Source organism: Streptomyces sp. UF-297, assembly GCF_058245575.1.
On record NZ_JBSIBZ010000079.1, the window covers coordinates 1 to 17,697 of the forward strand.

The following is a 17,697-nucleotide window of genomic DNA, read 5'->3' on the forward strand; positions in this document are numbered from 1 at the left end:
ATGTCACCGCTCTTGGCGGCCCAGCCGAGCAGCGCGCCCAGGACGAGGCCGAGCAGGATCTGGGCCCAGAAGGGGACCTTGGGTATGCGGGAGGTTCTGGAGGCCTTGGGGGCCGGGGACGTCGTGGAAGACGGCGTGGACAACGGACACACTCCGGGGACAGTCAGAAGTCAAGGGGAAAGACGGCGAAAAGCGCCAGGAGGTCCGTGGGTGCTGGATCTCCGGCCGCTGCGGTGCGGACGCTTCAGCGACGGCAACAGGCCGCGGACATGCAGCGGCACAGATCGACATGCAGGCGCGCCACGAGCGGAACGCTCATGGGGAACGGGTGCGCGGCTGCTGACTTCATGTCGAACACGTTAACACTTGAACTTTGGGTTCCCCAAAGAAAATCTTTGGGACCCTGCGGGCCGGAGGGGCCGGATAGGCGCGGCGCCCCGTGGTGGAGCGGAAACTCCACCACGGGGCGCGCGGTGTATGTGAGGCGTCTGACAGATCATTTACGCCGGTTGCGGGCCGATGCGGCCCTGGAGGCCTGTCGGCCGGCGGGCTAGAGCAGCCCGTCCTCCTGGCTGCGGTTGGCCGCCAGCCGGTTCTTCTGCTGCTCGACCTTGCCCACGATCTGCTGGGACATCGCGTCGCGCTGCTTGCGCAGCAGGACGAAGCTGAGCGGCGCGGAGATCACGATCGCCAGCAGCAGCATCCACACGAGGTTGGAGTTGCCCACGCCCAGCGGGATGACGCGGAAGAAGGCGAGCACCCAGACGACCGCGAAGCAGGCGACGAAGACACCCAGGCGGTAAGCGGTGTAGCGGAGTGTGGCGTGCTTCTGGCTACTCACGGAGGGGACCTTCTTCTCAACGGCAACCGAAAGGGGTCACCGTCCAGTCAAGCACAGCTCCATACACGATCTTCTTGCCCCCTACGCCAGCGACCGCCACAGGGTGATGTCATCGCGGAAGTCGTCGGCGGCGACCCTGATGGCGCCGGGAACCCTGCCCACTTCCTTGTAGCCGCAGCGCTCGTAGAACTGCGCGGCGCCGGTCCCGCCCCGGCAGGTGAGCCGGATGCCCTCGACGCCGTCCAGGCGACGGGCGAGAGAGTCGACCGCGCCCATCAGCGCCCGGCCCGTGCCCTGTCCCTGGAGCGAGGGGTGCACCATGACCGCGTACACCCACACCCAGTGCTGCATCAGGCGGTGCGGGTTGAGGTGGACGAAGGCCATCGCCTGCGGTGTCCCGTCAACGTCCCGGCCGACGATCAGGTGGGCGCGCTCCTCGGCCATCACCACCAGGTGCCGGATCAGCTCGGGGCGTATCTCCTCCCGGGTGACGGGCGGCACGAAGCCGACGGCGCCGCCGGCGTTGGCCACGTCGGCCCACAACGAGCAGATACCGCCGCGGAGTTCAGGGGTGACAGAAGGGTCCAGGTCGAAGCGGATGCTCATGACCTGGACCCTAGTGCGTACCACTGACAGTCAGCCGGTGACTGCCGTCACACCCTTCTTCACACCCGCATCGGCTGCGGCGACTCGCGGCGCTCCGCGTCCGGGCCCGGGTACTCGCGGATGATCTCGTAGCGGGTGTTGCGCTCGACGGGGCGGAAGCCCGCGTCGCGGATCAGGTCGAGCAGGTCCTCGCGGCCCAGCTTGTTGGGGGTGCCGTAGTTGTCGGCGTCGTGCGTGATCTTGTACTCGACGACCGAGCCGTCCATGTCGTCCGCGCCGTGCTGGAGCGCCAGCTGGGCGGTCTGCACGCCGTGCATCACCCAGAAGACCTTCACGTGCGGGACGTTGTCGAACAGCAGGCGCGAGACCGCGAAGGTCTTCAGGGCCTCGGCGCCGGTGGCCATGGTCGTCCGCGCCTGGAGGCGGTTGCGGACCTTGCCGTCCTTCACGTCCACGAAGTCGTGCTGGTAGCGCAGCGGGATGAAGACCTGGAAGCCATTGGTCTCGTCCTGCAGCTCCCGCAGGCGCAGCACGTGGTCCACGCGGTGGCGCGGCTCCTCGATGTGCCCGTACAGCATCGTGCACGGGGTCTTCAGACCCTTCTCGTGCGCGAGGCGGTGGATGCGCGACCAGTCCTCCCAGTGGGTGTCGTGGTCGACGATGTGCTGCCTGACCTCCCAGTCGAAGATCTCCGCGCCGCCGCCGGTCAGCGACTCCAGACCGGCGTCGATCAGCTCGTCCAGGATCTCGGAGGCCGGCAGCCCGGAGATCTTCTCGAAGTGCTGGATCTCGGTGGCGGTGAAGCACTTCAAGGAGACGTTCGGCAGCGCCTCCTTGAGCGCGCGCAGCGAGCGGGGGTAGTAGCGCCAGGGCAGCGTGGGGTGCAGACCGTTGACGATGTGCAGCTCGGTGAGGTTCTCGTTCTCCATCGCCTTGGCGAGGCGGACGGCCTCCTCGATGCGCATCGTGTACGCGTCCTTCTCCCCCGGCTTGCGCTGGAAGGAGCAGTACGCGCACGAGGCCGTGCACACGTTGGTCATGTTCAGGTGGCGGTTGACGTTGAAGTGGACGACATCGCCGTTCTTGCGGGTGCGCACCTCGTGTGCGAGTCCGCCCAGCCAGGCCAGGTCGTCGGACTCGTACAGCGCGATGCCGTCCTCGCGGCTCAGGCGCTCACCGGAGCGGACCTTGTCCTCCAGCTCACGCTTGAAGCCCACATCCTTCACAGATGCAGTCATCCGGCCGCCTCCCATATCTCTTCCAAAACGCCGGGTTCGAGCGTACTCCCCCGCCTTCGGCGCACGTGGGGCCCCCATGGCCCCGCCGTGCCCCGGCCGCTACATCTCCTCGGGCAGCTCCCCGACGCGGTTCTCCCACTTGGTGGAGAGCACGATGGTGGTCCGCGTACGGGAGACGCCCTTGGTGCCGGACAGGCGGCGGATGGTGCGCTCCAGCCCGTCCACGTCGCCGACCCTGACCTTGAGCATGTAGGAGTCGTCGCCGGCGATGAACCAGCAGTCCTCGATCTCGGCGAGGTCGCGCAGGCGGCGCGCGACGTCCTCGTGGTCGGCCGCGTCCGAGAGCGAGATGCCGACCAGGGCGGTGACGCCCAGACCGAGGGACGTGGCGTCCACGGTCGCGCGATAGCCGGTGATCACGCCGGCCGCCTCCAGGCGGTTGATCCGGTCCGTGACGCTGGGCCCGGACAGGCCGACGAGCCGGCCGAGCTCCGCGTACGAGGCCCTGCCGTTCTCCCGCAGAGCCTGGATGAGCTGCCTATCCACCGCGTCCATGCGCCGTTGACCTTTCATTCATTCTGCAATCCGGACGTTTACATGTAGAATCTAAGGCATGCAGGGCTTCACAGCCTGCATTTCTTTCAGACGATCAAAGACGATCTTTCACAGGAGCTGTCACCGTGTACTCGATCGAGATGGCCTACGCCCGCATGCGCGAGCTGCAGGACCTGGCCAATCGTTCTCGTGCTCACAAGCCCGCCACCCCGGAGCCCAAGCGCCGTTTCGGCCGCAACGCCTCCGCCAAGAAGCGCTAGTACGGCGGGCGCAGGCGCCCGGTCGACCCGTACTCCTCGGTGGCGCCACCCCCGGCTAGCTCTGGGAGGTGCCCCCACCGAGCACCCCCTCCCACCGCCGGTACAGCCCGTGCGGCACCTGAGCCGCATCGAGCACCCGGCCCGCGACGAAGTCCACCAGATCCTGGATGTGCGTCGCTCCCGCGTAGAACGCCGGTGAGGCGGGCAGCACGATCGCGCCCGCCTCATCCAGTGCCACCAAGTGCTTGAGGGTCTGCCCGTTCAGCGGCGTCTCGCGCACGGCCACCACCAGCTTGCGCCGCTCCTTGAGCGTCACGCTCGCCGTGCGCTGCAAGAGGTCCTTGGACAGCCCCAGCGCCACCCCGGCCACACACGCCGTACTGGCCGGCACGATCAGCATCCCCTTGACCGGGTACGAGCCCGACGACGGCCCCGCCGCCAGGTCACCGGCCGCCCAGTGCCGTACGTCCGCCAGATCCTCCTGACGTACGGGAAAGGTCTCCGGCTTGCCGTCCGCGCCGCGCGCCAGCCACTCCCGCAGGTCCTCGCGCCAGTGCGCGTCGCGGTAGGAGATGCCCGTCTCGTCCAGCAGCGTCAGCCGGGAGGCCCGGCTGACCACCAGGTCCACCGCCTCCCCCGCCGCCAGCAGCCCGCGCAGTACGGACGCGGCGTACGGCGTACCGGACGCACCGGAGACCCCCACGACCCAAGGGCGTCTGGCGCCCGGACCCTGGCGGATGGCGGAATGGGTGTCGTTGTGCTGCGGCTCCACAGGTTCGAGCCTATCCGGCGGAACCACCCGGCCCTTCACGGCCGTTTCACCCAGTGACTGTGCGACGAGGGGACCCGACATGCTGACGCGCGCCAAGCCCGCCGCCCTCCTGATGCTGGGATGGGTCGCCCTGCTGTGGGTCCTGGAGGGCATCGACCAGGCGTCCGGCAACGCCCTGGACACCTTCGGCATCCAGCCGCGCGAGCCGTCCGAACTCCTCGACGTGGTCCCGGCCGCCTTCATGCACTTCGGCTTCGACCACCTGGCGGCCAACTCCCTGCCGCTGCTGGTGCTCGGCTTCCTGGCCGCCCTGCGCAGCGGGCTGCGCCGTTTCACCGGCGCGGCGCTGCTGATCATCCTCGTCAGCGGCCTGGGCGTCTGGCTGACCTCGCCCGAGGGCAGCAACACCGCGGGCGCCTCCGGTGTCGTCTTCGGCCTCTTCGGCTATCTGCTCGTACGCGGCTTCATCGACCGCAAGCTCGCCGACATCGTCCTGGGTGTGCTGGTCGCCGCGGTCTACGGCTCGATCGTGTGGGGCGCGCTGCCCACCGACAGCGGTGTGAGCTGGCAGGGGCATCTGTTCGGGCTGATCGGCGGGGTGCTGGCGGCCTTCGTGCTGCGGCAGCGCGCACCCGCGCGCGTAGCTCCCGGCAGCCCTGTCAGCCCCATCCCGTAATCTCGGCCTGCGCCGGTCAGGCCGGCGCGTTCCGCACGTGACAACAACGGGGTGAGCAGGACATGAGCAACCACCACACGCCCGGATACGGACCCGGCTACGGCCCCGGGCCCGGACCCCACTACGGCTACGGCTACGAGTCGCAGCTGCCGGGGCCCTCCAGGACCTCCGCGATGTGGTGCCACCTGGGCGCGCTGCTGACCATCACGGCCGGCAACGGCCTGTGCTGCCTGGGCATGCTCGGCGGCTGGATCGCCCCGCTGTGCATACGCGGCGGCCGCAACCAGCACGACCCCTATGTGCGCCACCACGCCACCCAGGCCCTGAACTTCGGCATCACCCAGGCCATCATGGCGGTGCTCGGCATCCTGCTGTACTTCGGCTCGGCCCTCACCTTCGCGGCCGTGGCCACTTCGGCGCAGCTCAAGGGCGCGGGCATGGCCGTCCCGGTGCTGACGGTGATCGTGATGTTCTCCGCGTACTTCGTCACCAGCTTCGTCTTCGCCGTGATCGGCACGGTCAAGGCCAACCGCGGCGAGATGTGGTCCTACCCGCGGCTGATCGCCTGGCCGCTGAGCAAGGGCTGAGGTGGGGCACAGCCCCCAGGTACCGACAAAATTCGCTGGCCAGCACAACCTTCTCTCTCCCACCCTGGTCCCCTCTAGGCGCACCCGTATCACCCATGCGCCGGACCGAACCAGGAGTACGCCATCACTACCAAGCGCAAGACGCTGGCCGCCGCCGGCTGCGTGGCCCTGATAACGGCCGCGACCGTCGCCTGCGACCCCGTCGAGAAGTTCAGCGCCGGAACCAAGATCCAGCGCGGTTTCGAGAAGCTGGGCGAGCAGAAGGCGCTGACCGTCGACATCAACATCGCCGCGGACGAGGGCCAGATCTGGGCCGCGCTGAAGGACACCGAGGACTTCGACCGGCGCGCCGCCAAGCTCCTGGCCGGCATGAAGGTCTCCTACACGGTCGCCCCCGGCAAGACGGTCGGCGACCTCTTCAAGAACCCGGGCGACAACCCGTACGTACCGGCCGCCTTCAAGATCGCCGCGGACGGCGGCAAGGCCCTGATCGAGATACGGACCGACGGCAAGAAGCTCTACCAGCGCATGGACTTCAAGGCCATGCAGCAGCTGTCGGGCTCCTCCGGCGGCCCGGCCGGCCCCATGGGCGACCCCGACAAGCTCAAGAGCCCGCTCAAGGAGATGTTCAAGGGCGACTGGTACGCCTACGACATCAAGACCTTCGAGAAGTTCGCCGAGGAGCAGGGCGGCGACCGGACCCCGCCCGGCGGCTCCTCCCAGCTCGACGCCAAGAGCCAGCAGCAGCTGATGAAAACCTTCGAGAAGGCGATCATCGAGAACGCCGACTTCAAGGACACGGGCCGGGTCAACGGCGTCGACCACGTCAGCGCCGTCATCCCCGCCAAGAAGGCCGTCGAGGACCTCGCCGCGGGTCTGAAGCCGCTGATGAAGGACAAGAACTCGCCCTTCAAGTCGCTGGACCTCAAGCGCGGCAGCGCAGGCGTCCCGGACAAGAACGTCAGCCTCGACTTCTCCATCAGGGACGGCGTGGTCTCCGCGCTGACCGTGGACGTCGCCCAGCTCGCGGGCAAGGAGGCCAAGATCCGCGGCAAGCTGCCGGTGACCTTCGGCTTCAAGGGCGGCGCCGCCTCCGTCGACGTCCCCTCGGGGGTCAAGGAGATCAAGCCCGAGGAGCTGCGGCAGGCCCTCGTCCAGGGGTCCGGCCCCGAGAAGGAGGAGGCTTCCCGGGACGGCGGCCGGGGCGGCACGTACACCTCGGCGGACGCCGAGCGGGACATCAAGGAGCTGGAGCAGTTCCAGCGCGAGAACCCCTCCGCGGAGATGGCGGAGACCCTCAAGAGCCTGCGCGAGTCGCAGCGCAAGCTCAAGGAGCTGGAGAACGGGCGCATCCCGGCCTGACGCGCACCGGCCCGTACGGCAAAGGGGCGGCGGCACCACACGGTGCCGCCGCCCCTTCTCGCGCCGTCAGCGCGAGGCCGGACGGTTCAGACGGTCAGTCCCCGCACCAGCAGGTCCAGCAGCGCGCACACGAACAGCGCGATGCCGATGAAGCTGTTGACCTGGAAGAAGGCGCGGTTGAGCCGGGTCAGGTCGTGCGGGCGCACGAGGGTGTGCTCGTACAGGAAGGCACCTGCCACGATCACCAGGCCGACCCAGAAGAAGGCACCGGCGCCGGTGGCCAGCGCGTACCAGACGAACAGGGCCGTGGTGACGGCGTGGCAGCCGCGCGCGCCCCAGATGGCGGCCGGGATCCCGAAGCGGGCCGGGACGGAGCGGACGCCGATCTCGCGGTCGGTGTCCACGTCCTGGCAGGCGTAGATCAGGTCGAAGCCGCCGATCCACACACCGACCGCGAGCCCGAGGATCACCGCGTCCCAGGACCAGGAGCCGGAGATGGCGATCCACGCGCCGACCGGGCCCATGGCCTGTGCGAGGCCCAGGATGGCCTGCGGGAAGTTGGTGAACCGCTTGCCGTACGGATAGACCACCATCGGGATCACGGCGATCGGCGCGAGCGCCAGGCACAGCGGGTTGAGCAGCGCGGCGGAGCCGAGGAAGACGACGAGCGCGATGAGCGCGCCGGTCCACGCCGAGCGCACCGACACGGCGCCGGTGACCAGCTCGCGGTGGGCGGTGCGCGGGTTGCGGGCGTCGATCTCGCGGTCGATGATCCGGTTCGCGGCCATGGCGAAGGTGCGCAGGCCGACCATGCAGACGGTGACCAGCAGCAGACGGCCCCAGTGGATGTTCTTGTCCCACTGGTACATCGCGGTCAGCGAGGCGATGTAGGCGAAGGGCAGCGCGAAGACCGAGTGCTCGATCATCACCAGGCGCAGGAAGGCCCTCACCTTGCCGGGCGGCGCGGGTTCGGGGCCGAAGAGGTCGGGGGTAGCTGAATCGGCGCTCATCTAAAGCCCGTACTCCGGAGCACCCCCGCTGAGGCGGGGACAACCCGAACCCGCACCGCTTCCCATATTGGGCTCGCAACTCACAGCCCGTACTCCTTCCAACGCCTGGTCACTCGTTCGGATGTCTCCGGGTCGGACTCGACCATGTTCGGCCAGCCGCCGTCCCGGGTGTAGCCCTCCTCGGGCAGCTTCCTCGTCGCGTCGATACCCATCTTCCCGCCCCAGAACTGCTGGTAGGAGGCGTGGTCGAGGTGGTCGACGGGACCCTCGACGACGGTCACGTCGCGGGCGTAGTCGACATTGCCCAGCGCCCGCCAGGAGACCTCGTGGAGGTTGTGCACATCGCAGTCGGCGTCGACGACCACGATCAGCTTGGTCAGCGACATCATGTGCGCGCCCCAGATGGCGTGCATCACCTTCTGCGCGTGCTTGGGGTACTTCTTGTCGATCGCGACGATCGCGCAGTTGTGGAAGCCGCCCGACTCGGGGAGGTGGTAGTCCACGATGTCCGGCACGATGATCTTGAGCAGCGGCAGGAAGAACCGCTCCGTGGCGCGGCCCAGCGGACCGTCCTCGGTCGGCGGGCGGCCCACCACGATCGACTGGAGCAGCGGCCGCCGCCGCATCGTCACGCAGTCGATCTTCAGCGCGGGGAACGGCTCCTGCGGGGTGTAGAAGCCGGTGTGGTCGCCGAAGGGGCCCTCGGGCAGCATCTCGCCCGGCTCCAGCCAGCCCTCGATGACGACCTCGGCGTTGGCCGGGACCTGCAGCGGCACGGTCTTGCAGTCGACCATCTCGATCCGCTTGCCCTGGATGAAGCCCGCGAAGAGGTATTCGTCGATGTCACCGGGCAGCGGGGCGGTGGAGGCGTACGTCACGGCCGGCGGGCAGCCGAAGGCGATGGCGACGGGCAGCTTCTCGCCGCGCTTGGCCGCGACCTGGTAGTGGTTGCGGCTGTCCTTGTGGATCTGCCAGTGCATGCCGATGGTGCGCTTGTCGTGACGCTGCAGGCGGTACAGGCCGAGGTTGCGCACGCCCGTCTCCGGGTGCTTGGTGTGCGTCAGGCCCAGGTTGAAGAACGAGCCGCCGTCCTCGGGCCAGGTGAACAGCGCCGGCAGCTTGTCGAGGTCGACGTCGTCGCCGGTGAGGACGACCTCCTGCACGGGCGCGTCCTTGACCTTCTTCGGCGGCACGTGCGTCATGTTGGCGAGCTTGCCGAACGCCTCGCGGATGCCGACGAAGCCCTGCGGCAGCTCGGGCTTGAGCAGCCCGCCGATGGTGTCGCTGATGTCCTCGTACGACTTCAGGCCCAGCGCCTTGAGCAGCCGGCGGTCCGTACCGAAGACGTTCATGGCCAGCGGCATCGCCGAGCCCTTGACGTTCTCGAAGAGCAGCGCGGGGCCGCCGGACTTCTGCACTCTGTCGACGATCTCCCCGACTTCCAGATAGGGGTCGACTTCGGCCTTGATGCGCTTGAGGTCGCCCTCACGGTCGAGCGCGCGCAGGAACGAGCGAAGATCGTCATAAGCCATACGTCCCAGTATCCGCCACGCACTACCCTGGAGTTGTCACTGGGGCCGCCCTCACCGGCCCGGCCGGCCATTCCCAGGGGGACCGACACATGCTCCGCGTACTGATGATTCTGGTGCCGCTGGCACTCAGCATCTACGCGTTCATCGACTGCATCACCACCGACGAGAAGCATGTGCGCTACCTCCCCAAGCCGCTGTGGGCGATCCTCGTGCTGCTCTTCCCGCTGGTGGGGTCCGTCTCCTGGCTGATCGTGGGCAAGGACCGGGTGGCCTCGGCGGCCGAGGGCGGCGTACGGCGCGCGGGCCCCGGCGGCCCCCGGCGCGGTGCCTGGGTGGCGCCCGACGACAACCCGGAGTTCCTGGAGACGCTGCGCAAGCGCGAGCAGGAGCAGGCGAAGTCCGATGAGGCGCTGCTCAAGGACTGGGAGGCCGATCTGCGGCGCCGCGAGGAGGAGCTGCGGCGCCAGGAGCCGCAGGACGGCCACAGCGGGCCGGACCGCACGGACAGCAAGGACAGCAAGCCGGGCAAGGGCCCCGAGGACACCCCGCCGCCCGCCAAGGGGTGATCCCCGGCGCTCGGTCTGCTCGGTCCGTGCCCGTACGGGGAAGGCTCCCGGCATGGACCAGGCGCAGGCACAGGCGATGCTGGCGACCGCGCTCGCCGAGGCGCGGGCCGGACTCGCGGAGGGCGGCGTCCCCATCGGGGCGGCGCTGTACGGCCCGGACGGGGCGCCGCTGGGGCGCGGCCGCAACCGGCGTGTGCAGGACGACGACCCCGCCACCCACGCCGAGACGGCGGCCTTCCGCGCCGCCGGGCGGCGGCGCGGCTACCAGGGCACGACGATGGTCACCACGCTCTCGCCCTGCTGGTACTGCAGCGGTCTGGTGCGGCAGTTCGGCATCTCACGGGTGGTGATCGGCGAGGACCGCACCCTGAGCGGTGGCCACGACTGGCTGGCCGCGCACGGAGTCGAGATCGTGGTGCTGGACGATCCCCGGTGCGTGGCGATGATGCGCACCTTCATCGACGCCCGGCCCGACCTGTGGAACGAGGACATCGGCGATGACTGACCGACCGGCTGCCGCGCCTCCCGCCGCCGCCCGCTCCCGTATCCCCGTCATCGACCTGGGCCCGTGGCGCTCCGGCGACCCCGCCGCCCGCCGCGCCACCGCCGAGGTCGTCGACACCGCCCTGCGCACGGCGGGCTTCCTGACCGTCACCGGCCACGGCGTCGACCCCGCCCTTGGCGACGGCATCCGCTCGGCCGCCCGCGCCTTCTTCCACCTCCCGCCGGACCACAAGCAGCCGTACGCGGTCAAGGTCGGCGGCCGCGGCTGGCTGGGGCCCGGCGCCGAGGCCAATGGCTACGCCGAGGGCACCCAGACGCCGCCCGACCTGAAGGAGTCGCTGTCCTTCGCGGCCGAGGAGCCGACCGGCGACGCGGCCGTGGACGCCGAGTGGTTCCGGCCCAACGTCTGGCCGGGCCAGGTCCCCGCGCTGCGCCCCCTGGCCGAGCGCTATCTCGCCGCCATGCGGGCCCTGTCCGACGAGCTCCTGGAGCTGCTGGCCGTCGCGCTGGGCGAGCCGGCGGACTTCTTCACCCGCCACACCACCCACCCCACCTGGGGCTTCAACATCAACTGGTACCCGGGGACGGGGAGAGTCGGCGAGCCGCGGCCGGGCCAGTTCCGCATCGGCCCGCACACCGACTTCGGCACGGTCACGGTCCTGGACCGCCAGGTGGGCAAGGGCGGTCTTCAGGTCTTCACCGACGAGGGCGGCTGGGAGGACGCCCCGTACGTACCGGGTTCGTTCACGGTCAACATCGGGGATCTGATGGCCCGTTGGACCGGTGAGCGCTGGCGCTCGGGCCGTCACCGCGTCCTGCCACCGCCCCTGGACGCCCCCGCCGAAGAGCTGATGTCCCTGGTCTACTTCTACGAGTGCGACCCGGGCACCGACGTCCGCGGCATCGACTCCCACACCCACCTGCGCGCCCAGCTGGACGCGATCACGGCGGACTGAGGCTGCTCACGCGCCCCGTCGCTCGTACTGCGCACACAGGTCCCGCCAGCGGTCCAGTGTCCACGTCGACCAGTCCTTCGGGCGGCCGTCCAGGGCGTCGGCGAGGAATTCGAAGTGGTTGTGCCAGCCGGCCAGGCAGCTGAGGCGCGCGCTGTCCGGGCCGGTGAATTCGTTGGTGAAGCGGAGCCAGGTGCCCGAGGTGCCGGGGTCGGGGACCAGGTCGAAGTGGATGCGGCCGTGGATGTCGACGGTGTATTCGGCCACGCGGGTCGGGCCCCAGCCGGTGACGTGGCCGGGGGCGACCGTGGGGTTGCCCTGGTCGTCGGTGTTGAGCCAGCGCAGGGTGATCGCGCCGCCCTCGTGCCGGGTGAAGGGGTCGGCGGCGGCCAGCCAGGTGGGCAGGCCCTCGGGGGTCGCCACGGCCGTCCAGAGCTCCTCCACAGGCTGGGGAAAGCGAAGGTCGTAGCGGAGGGTGTGGACGTCGCCGTCGGAAACGGCAGTGCCGTACGGGATCGGGTTTCTCGGGCTCGTCATGAGCCCACGATCTCGTACGGCACCGGTCGCCGCATGTGCGGCGGGGGCGGTCTAGACGCCGGAGTAGGAGTGCAGTCCGGAGAAGAAGACGTTCACCACGTAGTAGTTGAAAATGTAGGTCAGGAAGGCGAACAGGCCCAGGTAGGCGGCCTTGCGGCCCTTCCAGCCGGCCGTCGCGCGGGCGTGCAGGTAGGCGGCGTAGGCGACCCAGGTGACGAAGGACCAGATCTCCTTGGAGTCCCAGCCCCAGTAGCGGCCCCAGGCCTCGCCGGCCCAGACCGCGCCCGCCATGATCGTGAAGGTCCACAGCGGGAAGACCGTGGCGTTGATCCGGTACGCGAACTTGTCGAGGCTGGCCGCCGCGGGCAGCCGCTCCATGACCGAGGTGGCGAAGGCGCCGGGCTTCTTGCCGGAGGGGTCGGCGAGCTTGGACTCGTAACGGTCCCGGAAGAGGTAGAGCAGGGTGGAGACCGCGCCCAGGTACAGCACCGCGCCGGAGACGATCGCGCAGCTGACGTGGATCCACAGCCAGTAAGACTGCAGGGCGGGAACCAGCTGGGAGCTTTCGGTGTAGAGCCAGGTGACGGCGACACCCAGGTCCAGCAGGACCGTCACCGTCAGCAGCAGACCGATCCAGCGGACGTTCTTCTTCAGCGCGAGAAGGACGAGATAGGCGGTGACGGCCACGGACCCGAAGGTGATGGAGAACTCGTACATGTTGCCCCAGGGGGCGCGCTGCACGGACAGGGCGCGGGAGACCACCCCGCCCACGTGCAGGGCCCAGGCCAGGACGGTCAGCGAGATGGCGATCCGGCCGTAGAGGTCGCCCTTCTCGGTGCCGCCCGCGGCGCCGGGGCCGTCGGGGACGTCACGGCTGCCGTTGGCGGCCCGGGTGACGACCTTCGGGCGCTCCAGTACGGCCGTGCCGCCGCCCTTCTCGGCGGACTTCACGGTCACGGCGGGGGCGGCGGAAGCCTGGGCAGTGAGGGCCGCTGCGGTGCGGCCCACCTTGCTGCGGCTGCCGAACGCCCACTCCGCGAGGTGTGCGAGGAAGGCGAGCGTGTAGATCGCCATCGCCGAGTAGATCAGCGTGTTGCTGATATTGGCCAGATTCTCATTGGCGGCTGCGGCTGCGATGTTCACGCACGCGCTCCTTCGGACGGGTCAGCAGGCTCGGCGGGGTCGGCAGGCTCCGCGGTTTCGTCGGTCGGTGCCGGTCGGGCGGCGGGCGCTTCGGTGTGCAGCGCCACGGCCAGATCGGCGAGTTCTTCGGGCAGTCTGCCGTGCTCGTTGCGGCCCAGTCCGGCCATCTCGACCACGGTCACGCCGTCGGCGCCCTTCTCGGCCCGCACCCACACCCGGCGGCGCTGTATGAACAGCGAGGCGGCCAGGCCCAGCAGGGCGGCGACCGCGCCGAACAGGGCGGCGCCGTTGCCGGGCTGGTGGGAGACGGTGAAGGTGGCCCACTCCTTGAGGCCGGCGAACTCGACGCTGCCGTCGCCGTTGGGCAGGGCCATGGACTCGCCGGGCTTCAGCATCTTGCTGACCGGCTTGCCGCCGTCCTTGTACTGCTTCAGCTTCTTCATTTCGAGCTGGTAGACGTTCTGCGGCAGGCCGGAGGCCAGACCCAGGTCGCCGTGGAAGGGCGTCATCGCGAGCCGCGGATTCGCGGCTCCGGGAAACTGCGACCACATCTGTCCGGGGACCTTGGTGGGGATGAAGACTCCCTGGAAGCCCAGCTGATTGGGCTTGCCGTCCTTGTCCTTGGCGCCGGGCACCTTGACCACGCCGGAGGACGTGACGTTGGAGTCCTGCGGCAGGAAGGGCACCGCGCCGTTGTAGACGACCTTGCCGCGGCCGTCCTTGACCTTGATCACCGGCGAGTAGCCGTGCGAGCCGAGGTAGACCTTGGTGCCGCCGATCTCCAGCGGCTTGTTCACCTCGATCGCGCCCTTGCGGGCCGTGCCGTCGGCGCCTTCGTAGTACGTGACGTCGGCGCGGTAGGTGCGCGGGGTGCCGCGCTGCGGGCCGGAGGTCTCGTACGTACCGGTGAAGCGGTCCAGCTTGAAGGTGAACGGCTCCAGGCTCTCGGTGTCGAACAGCGGGCCCGACTTGAAGTCGTCGTACTGCACCAGGCTGTTGGAGAAGCCGCCGCCCTCGGTGATCAGAGTGCTGCCCTCGGACTTCCACAGGCTGCCGGAGGCGAAGGCGACCAGCAGCACGATCAGCGCGACATGGAAGGCCAGGTTGCCGGCCTCGCGCAGATAGCCCTTCTCGGAGCCGATGGAGCTACCGGAGGTCTGCGTACGGAAGCGGCGCTTCTTCAGCAGGCTCTGCGCGGCCTGGACGACCTGCTCGGGCTCGCGGTCGGTACGCCAGGTCGCGTACACGGGCATCCGGTTCAGGCGGCGCGGGGCGCCCGGCGGGCGGGCCCGCAGCTGCCCGACGAACTGCCAGGTGCGCGGGACGATGCAGCCGATGAGGGAGATGAACAGCAGGATGTAGATCGCCGAGAACCACACCGAGCTGTAGACGTGGAAGAGCCCGAGCTTGTCGTAGACCGGGCCGAGCGCGGGGTGGTCGACCTTGAACTTGTCGACCTTGACCGGGTCGGTGCCCTGCTGCGGGACCAGCGAGCCGGGGATCGCCCCGACCGAGAGCAGGAAGAGCAGGATCAGCGCGACCCGCATGGAGGTGAGCTGCCGCCAGAACCAGCGCGCCCAGCCGACGGGTCCCAGCGAGGGGAGGGAGACCTCCTCCTTGGGGACGGTGGAGAGCCGGTCCCCCGCGGCGCCGACATCGGGCTCGCGGGGGGAGTCGGTCTTGGTGGACATCAGTCAGATCCCAACGGTGTAGCTGCTCGTCCAGCTCTGGAGTCCGGACATCATGCCGTCCCAGATCCCGGTGACGAGGAGGATGCCGAGCGCGACCATCATGCCGCCCCCGATCCGCATGACCCATACGTAGTGGCGCTTGACCCAGCCGAACGCGCCCATCGCCTTGCGGAACGCGATCGCCGCGAGGATGAAAGGGAGGCCGAGGCCGAGGCAGTAGGCGACGGTCAGCAGGGCGCCGCGGCCGGCGCTGGCCTGGTTGATCGACAGGGTCTGGATCGCGGAGAGCGTCGGTCCCAGGCACGGGGTCCAGCCGACGCCGAAGAGGACACCGATCACCGGAGCGCCGGCCAGCCCCATGGCGGGCTTCTTGTGGATACGGAACTCACGCTGGCCGAAGCCGCGCAGCACGCCCGCGAAGAGCAGCCCCATCACGATCATGAGGACGCCGAGGACCTTGGAGAGCATCTCCTTGTGCGCCTGGAGTTCGTTGCCGATCTGGCCGAAGAGCATGCCGCCGGAGACGAAGACCGCGGTGAAGCCGAGGACGAACAGCAGCGCCCCGGCGAACATCCGGCCGCGCTTGGCCTCGGCGAGGTCCGTACCCGTGACTCCGGTGACGTACGACATGTAGCCGGGCACCAGGGGCAGCACGCAGGGAGAGAAGAAGGAGACCAGGCCGCCCAGGAGGGCGATGGGCAGGGCCAGCAGCAGCGCCCCGTTCAAAACCGTGTCATTGCCCATGTCACTTCTCGGCGATCACGGGGTCGACCATCTTGCGCAGCTCGTCCTCGCCCAGCGGGGCCAGCGAGCGCGCGGCGATGCGGCCCTTGCGGTCCAGCACGATGGTGGACGGGATGGCCTGCGGGTTCAGGCTGCCCTTGGGGAAGCGCAGCATCAGCTTCCCGGTCGGGTCGAAGAGGCTGGGGTAGGGCACCTTGTGCTCGTCCTCGAAGCCGACCGCCTGGTGCTTCTCGGCGTCGCGGGTGTTGATGCCGATGAACTGGACGCCCTGGGACTTGGTCTCGTTGGCGACCTTGGTGAAGTTGGGGGCCTCGGCGATGCACGGGCCGCACCACGAACCCCACACGTTCAGGACGACGACCTTGCCCTTGTAGTCGGCGACGTCCAGCTTGCCACCCTTGGTGGTCTCGCCGGAGAGGTCGGGTGCCGGGGTGCGCTCGTTCGCCGCGACGGTGTCGATGCCGTCCTTGCCCTGCACGAACTTCGTCTGGGCGGAGCCGCCGGAGGTGCCGTTCCCACAGGCGCTCAGGGTCAGCGCGGCGAGCGCGGCTCCTGCGGCGAGCAGGGTTGTGCGACGGCGGCCGGGCAGTCGGCGGGGGGCGCGGCAGGCACTCATGTGAAAAGTTTCGCATGGGCCTTTTGTGGATCTTCCGCGCCCCCCATGCCCGGTTCGTACGGGCACGTCAGAGGGGTTGTACGGCCCCGTCGGACGGCCGGGGAAGGGCCCTTAGGCCGCCGAGAGGTAGCCCTTCCAGTCCCCCGCCGGCTTCTGGCCCACGCTCAGCTTCTGGAGCTTGGCGATCACCTTGGGGTCCTGGACGTCCAGCCAGTCGGTGAACTGCTTGAAGGACACCAGCCGTACGTCCTTGTGCTTCTCGTTGGCGATGTGCTTGAGCGCTTCCTCGACGGCGTCCATGTAGATGCCGCCGTTCCACTGCTCGAAGTGGTTGCCGATGAAGAAGGGGGCGCGGTTGGACTCGTAGGCGCGCTGGAAGCCGGAGATGTAGGCGTCGGTGGCCTGCTTGCGCCAGCCCGGGTAGTTGGACGGCGGGGCCTTGGTGGAGTTCTTGGACTGGTTGGCGAGGATGTTGTAGTCCATGGACAGGACCTGGAAGGAGTGTCCGGGGAAAGGAATCTGCTGGAGGGGGAAGTCCCAGATTCCCCTCTTCTTCTTGGGCCACATCTGCAGGCCGCCGGGCGAGCTGGCGTCGTAGCGCCAGCCGAGCTTCTTGGCGGTGGGCAGCAGGTTGTCCTGGCCGAGCAGGCAGGGGGTGCGGCCGCCGACCAGTTCCTTCTTGTAGTCGAAGGGCAGCGGTTCCACGTCGGTGAAGCCGGTGTTCGTACGCCACTTGGTGACGAAGTCCATGGCCTGGTCGATTTCGGACTGCCACTGGGCGGGCGTCCAGTGCTTGACGGAGGTGGGGCCGTCGCCGCAGAAGTGGCCGTTGAAGTGCGTGCCGATCTCGTGGCCCTCCAGCCACGCCTCGCGCACGTTCTTGAGCGTCTCCTTGATGTGGTCGTCGGTGAGGTAGCCGATGTCGGAGGCGCCGACCTTGTTGTTCGGCGGGCGGTACAGGCTCTTCTTGGACTCGGGCAGGCAGTACAGCCCGGACAGGAAGAACGTCATCGCCGCGCCGTGGTCCTTGGCGAGCTTGCGAAAGCGCGGGAAGAGGCCGTTGCCGACCTCGCCGGCGCCGTCCCAGGAGAAGATCACGAACTGCGGCGGGGTCTGTCCCGGCTCCAACCGCTCGGGCTTCTCGGGCTGGTTGGGCTGTGGCCCGGAATCGGCGGTCGAGCCGTCGCCGATCGGCTTGGCCTTGCCCTGGACGGTGTTCTTCACCTTGTCCTTGTCGGCCTGCGAACCCGAGCCCGAACAGCCCGCGACGCCCAGCGCCGCCGCTGCCCCAACTCCCATACCCAGCAGGCTCCGCCGACTGATCGCGCGCATTGGGACCCCATCCATCTCGCCAAACTCACTGTCCATGTAAACGGACATCGGGCAAGAGGGCATGTCGAAGACCGGGGTTCCGGCACATGGCCGGAGAATTCATATTTTGCCGCGATTTGACGTGGGCGGATTCGGCCAACTTCGCCACCGGTGAGGACGGAGAAAAAGACCG

The 17,697-nt window shown here is 68.9% G+C and carries 20 protein-coding genes and 1 pseudogene; 7 read left to right on the forward strand and 14 right to left on the reverse strand.

The features are described from left to right. The 5 genes and pseudogenes from AC4IJH_RS33375 to AC4IJH_RS33395 form a co-directional block, all read right to left on the reverse strand. Positions 1 to 143 (reverse strand): annotated as a pseudogene (locus tag AC4IJH_RS33375) (dicarboxylate/amino acid:cation symporter); the annotation flags it as partial. A 407-nt stretch (positions 144 to 550) separates the two neighbouring features. Continuing rightward, positions 551 to 841 carry a DUF4229 domain-containing protein gene (locus AC4IJH_RS33380; RefSeq protein WP_490855684.1) on the reverse strand — a complete coding sequence of 97 codons (291 nt, stop codon included), beginning with the start codon at positions 839 to 841 and terminating at the stop codon, positions 551 to 553. A gap of 81 nt (positions 842 to 922) precedes the next feature. Beyond that, complete coding sequence (locus AC4IJH_RS33385) at positions 923 to 1,447, reverse strand: GNAT family N-acetyltransferase (RefSeq protein WP_490855685.1); 525 nt, start codon at positions 1,445 to 1,447, stop codon at positions 923 to 925. A 59-nt stretch (positions 1,448 to 1,506) separates the two neighbouring features. Next, complete coding sequence (mqnE, locus tag AC4IJH_RS33390; protein WP_490855686.1) at positions 1,507 to 2,685, reverse strand: aminofutalosine synthase MqnE; 1,179 nt, start codon at positions 2,683 to 2,685, stop codon at positions 1,507 to 1,509. A 99-nt stretch (positions 2,686 to 2,784) separates the two neighbouring features. After that, positions 2,785 to 3,240 carry an Lrp/AsnC family transcriptional regulator gene (locus tag AC4IJH_RS33395; RefSeq protein ID WP_242583514.1) on the reverse strand — a complete coding sequence of 152 codons (456 nt, stop codon included), beginning with the start codon at positions 3,238 to 3,240 and terminating at the stop codon, positions 2,785 to 2,787. A gap of 125 nt (positions 3,241 to 3,365) precedes the next feature. Between AC4IJH_RS33395 and AC4IJH_RS33400 the strand changes: the two genes are divergently transcribed. Beyond that, positions 3,366 to 3,500, forward strand: a complete 135-nt coding sequence (locus AC4IJH_RS33400; RefSeq protein WP_490855687.1) for a hypothetical protein — start codon at positions 3,366 to 3,368, stop codon at positions 3,498 to 3,500. Between the two features lie 55 nt (positions 3,501 to 3,555). On the opposite strand, the gene AC4IJH_RS33405 is transcribed toward AC4IJH_RS33400, so the two are convergent. Beyond that, positions 3,556 to 4,272: a UbiX family flavin prenyltransferase gene (locus AC4IJH_RS33405; RefSeq protein ID WP_490855688.1), complete on the reverse strand. Its 717-nt coding sequence runs from the start codon at positions 4,270 to 4,272 to the stop codon at positions 3,556 to 3,558. Between the two features lie 79 nt (positions 4,273 to 4,351). Between AC4IJH_RS33405 and AC4IJH_RS33410 the strand changes: the two genes are divergently transcribed. The 3 genes from AC4IJH_RS33410 (at position 4,352) to AC4IJH_RS33420 (ending at position 6,897) form a co-directional block, all read left to right on the forward strand. Beyond that, complete coding sequence (locus tag AC4IJH_RS33410) at positions 4,352 to 4,948, forward strand: rhomboid family intramembrane serine protease (RefSeq protein ID WP_490855689.1); 597 nt, start codon at positions 4,352 to 4,354, stop codon at positions 4,946 to 4,948. Between the two features lie 62 nt (positions 4,949 to 5,010). Then, complete coding sequence (locus tag AC4IJH_RS33415) at positions 5,011 to 5,535, forward strand: DUF4870 domain-containing protein (protein ID WP_490855690.1); 525 nt, start codon at positions 5,011 to 5,013, stop codon at positions 5,533 to 5,535. 162 nt (positions 5,536 to 5,697) lie between these two features. Further along, the gene (locus AC4IJH_RS33420) at positions 5,698 to 6,897 is read left to right on the forward strand and encodes a hypothetical protein (RefSeq protein ID WP_490855691.1); all 1,200 of its coding nucleotides are present in this window, start codon (positions 5,698 to 5,700) and stop codon (positions 6,895 to 6,897) included. An 86-nt stretch (positions 6,898 to 6,983) separates the two neighbouring features. On the opposite strand, the gene mqnP is transcribed toward AC4IJH_RS33420, so the two are convergent. Both mqnP and AC4IJH_RS33430 read right to left on the reverse strand, forming a co-directional pair. After that, a complete protein-coding gene (gene mqnP, locus AC4IJH_RS33425; protein ID WP_490855692.1) occupies positions 6,984 to 7,907 on the reverse strand; it encodes a menaquinone biosynthesis prenyltransferase MqnP in 924 nt (307 codons plus the stop codon). A gap of 80 nt (positions 7,908 to 7,987) precedes the next feature. After that, the gene (locus AC4IJH_RS33430) at positions 7,988 to 9,439 is read right to left on the reverse strand and encodes a menaquinone biosynthesis decarboxylase (protein ID WP_490855693.1); all 1,452 of its coding nucleotides are present in this window, start codon (positions 9,437 to 9,439) and stop codon (positions 7,988 to 7,990) included. Positions 9,440 to 9,528: 89 nt separating this feature from the next. Here AC4IJH_RS33430 and AC4IJH_RS33435 point away from each other — a divergent pair, with 89 nt between their 5' ends. The 3 genes from AC4IJH_RS33435 to AC4IJH_RS33445 are packed head-to-tail and all read left to right on the forward strand — an operon-like array spanning position 9,529 to position 11,465. After that, a complete protein-coding gene (locus AC4IJH_RS33435) occupies positions 9,529 to 10,005 on the forward strand; it encodes a PLD nuclease N-terminal domain-containing protein (protein WP_490855694.1) in 477 nt (158 codons plus the stop codon). A gap of 52 nt (positions 10,006 to 10,057) precedes the next feature. Continuing rightward, on the forward strand, positions 10,058 to 10,510 hold the full coding sequence (locus AC4IJH_RS33440; RefSeq protein WP_490855695.1) for a nucleoside deaminase: 453 nt from the start codon (positions 10,058 to 10,060) through the stop codon (positions 10,508 to 10,510). Continuing rightward, positions 10,503 to 11,465 (forward strand): isopenicillin N synthase family dioxygenase, encoded by a 963-nt coding sequence (locus tag AC4IJH_RS33445; RefSeq protein WP_490855696.1) that lies wholly within the window; start codon positions 10,503 to 10,505, stop codon positions 11,463 to 11,465. The genes AC4IJH_RS33440 and AC4IJH_RS33445 overlap by 8 nt, the downstream gene beginning before the upstream one ends. A 6-nt stretch (positions 11,466 to 11,471) precedes the next feature. Here the strand turns inward: AC4IJH_RS33445 and AC4IJH_RS33450 are convergent, their stop codons facing one another. The 6 genes from AC4IJH_RS33450 to AC4IJH_RS33475 form a co-directional block, all read right to left on the reverse strand. After that, complete coding sequence (locus tag AC4IJH_RS33450; protein WP_490855697.1) at positions 11,472 to 11,999, reverse strand: SRPBCC domain-containing protein; 528 nt, start codon at positions 11,997 to 11,999, stop codon at positions 11,472 to 11,474. Between the two features lie 51 nt (positions 12,000 to 12,050). Further along, entirely contained in the window at positions 12,051 to 13,142 is a 1,092-nt protein-coding gene (gene ccsB / locus AC4IJH_RS33455; RefSeq protein ID WP_490855698.1) for a c-type cytochrome biogenesis protein CcsB, read from the reverse strand. Further along, on the reverse strand, positions 13,139 to 14,833 hold the full coding sequence (gene resB, locus AC4IJH_RS33460; RefSeq protein ID WP_490855699.1) for a cytochrome c biogenesis protein ResB: 1,695 nt from the start codon (positions 14,831 to 14,833) through the stop codon (positions 13,139 to 13,141). Before resB ends, ccsB begins: the two co-directional genes overlap by 4 nt. Positions 14,834 to 14,836: 3 nt before the next feature. Further along, positions 14,837 to 15,577 carry a cytochrome c biogenesis CcdA family protein gene (locus tag AC4IJH_RS33465; protein WP_490855700.1) on the reverse strand — a complete coding sequence of 247 codons (741 nt, stop codon included), beginning with the start codon at positions 15,575 to 15,577 and terminating at the stop codon, positions 14,837 to 14,839. Between the two features lies 1 nt (position 15,578). Further along, on the reverse strand, positions 15,579 to 16,193 hold the full coding sequence (locus AC4IJH_RS33470; RefSeq protein WP_490855701.1) for a TlpA family protein disulfide reductase: 615 nt from the start codon (positions 16,191 to 16,193) through the stop codon (positions 15,579 to 15,581). A gap of 111 nt (positions 16,194 to 16,304) precedes the next feature. Beyond that, positions 16,305 to 17,525: a polysaccharide deacetylase family protein gene (locus tag AC4IJH_RS33475; protein ID WP_490855702.1), complete on the reverse strand. Its 1,221-nt coding sequence runs from the start codon at positions 17,523 to 17,525 to the stop codon at positions 16,305 to 16,307. Between the last annotated feature and the right edge of the window lie 172 nt (positions 17,526 to 17,697).

Bases quoted from the DNA above. Each gene is read 5' to 3' on its own strand.
- AC4IJH_RS33395 (WP_242583514.1), bottom strand. From the start codon at position 3,240: ATGGACGCGGTGGATAGGCAGCTCATCCAGGCTCTGCGGGAGAACGGC.
- AC4IJH_RS33415 (WP_490855690.1), top strand. From the start codon at position 5,011: ATGAGCAACCACCACACGCCCGGATACGGACCCGGCTACGGCCCCGGG.
- resB (WP_490855699.1), bottom strand. From the start codon at position 14,833: ATGTCCACCAAGACCGACTCCCCCCGCGAGCCCGATGTCGGCGCCGCG.
- AC4IJH_RS33450 (WP_490855697.1), bottom strand. From the start codon at position 11,999: ATGACGAGCCCGAGAAACCCGATCCCGTACGGCACTGCCGTTTCCGAC.
- AC4IJH_RS33410 (WP_490855689.1), top strand. From the start codon at position 4,352: ATGCTGACGCGCGCCAAGCCCGCCGCCCTCCTGATGCTGGGATGGGTC.
- AC4IJH_RS33385 (WP_490855685.1), bottom strand. From the start codon at position 1,447: ATGAGCATCCGCTTCGACCTGGACCCTTCTGTCACCCCTGAACTCCGC.
- mqnE (WP_490855686.1), bottom strand. From the start codon at position 2,685: ATGACTGCATCTGTGAAGGATGTGGGCTTCAAGCGTGAGCTGGAGGAC.
- AC4IJH_RS33465 (WP_490855700.1), bottom strand. From the start codon at position 15,577: ATGGGCAATGACACGGTTTTGAACGGGGCGCTGCTGCTGGCCCTGCCC.
- AC4IJH_RS33440 (WP_490855695.1), top strand. From the start codon at position 10,058: ATGGACCAGGCGCAGGCACAGGCGATGCTGGCGACCGCGCTCGCCGAG.
- AC4IJH_RS33430 (WP_490855693.1), bottom strand. From the start codon at position 9,439: ATGGCTTATGACGATCTTCGCTCGTTCCTGCGCGCGCTCGACCGTGAG.
- AC4IJH_RS33470 (WP_490855701.1), bottom strand. From the start codon at position 16,193: ATGAGTGCCTGCCGCGCCCCCCGCCGACTGCCCGGCCGCCGTCGCACA.
- AC4IJH_RS33445 (WP_490855696.1), top strand. From the start codon at position 10,503: ATGACTGACCGACCGGCTGCCGCGCCTCCCGCCGCCGCCCGCTCCCGT.
- AC4IJH_RS33435 (WP_490855694.1), top strand. From the start codon at position 9,529: ATGCTCCGCGTACTGATGATTCTGGTGCCGCTGGCACTCAGCATCTAC.
- mqnP (WP_490855692.1), bottom strand. From the start codon at position 7,907: ATGAGCGCCGATTCAGCTACCCCCGACCTCTTCGGCCCCGAACCCGCG.
- AC4IJH_RS33475 (WP_490855702.1), bottom strand. From the start codon at position 17,525: ATGCGCGCGATCAGTCGGCGGAGCCTGCTGGGTATGGGAGTTGGGGCA.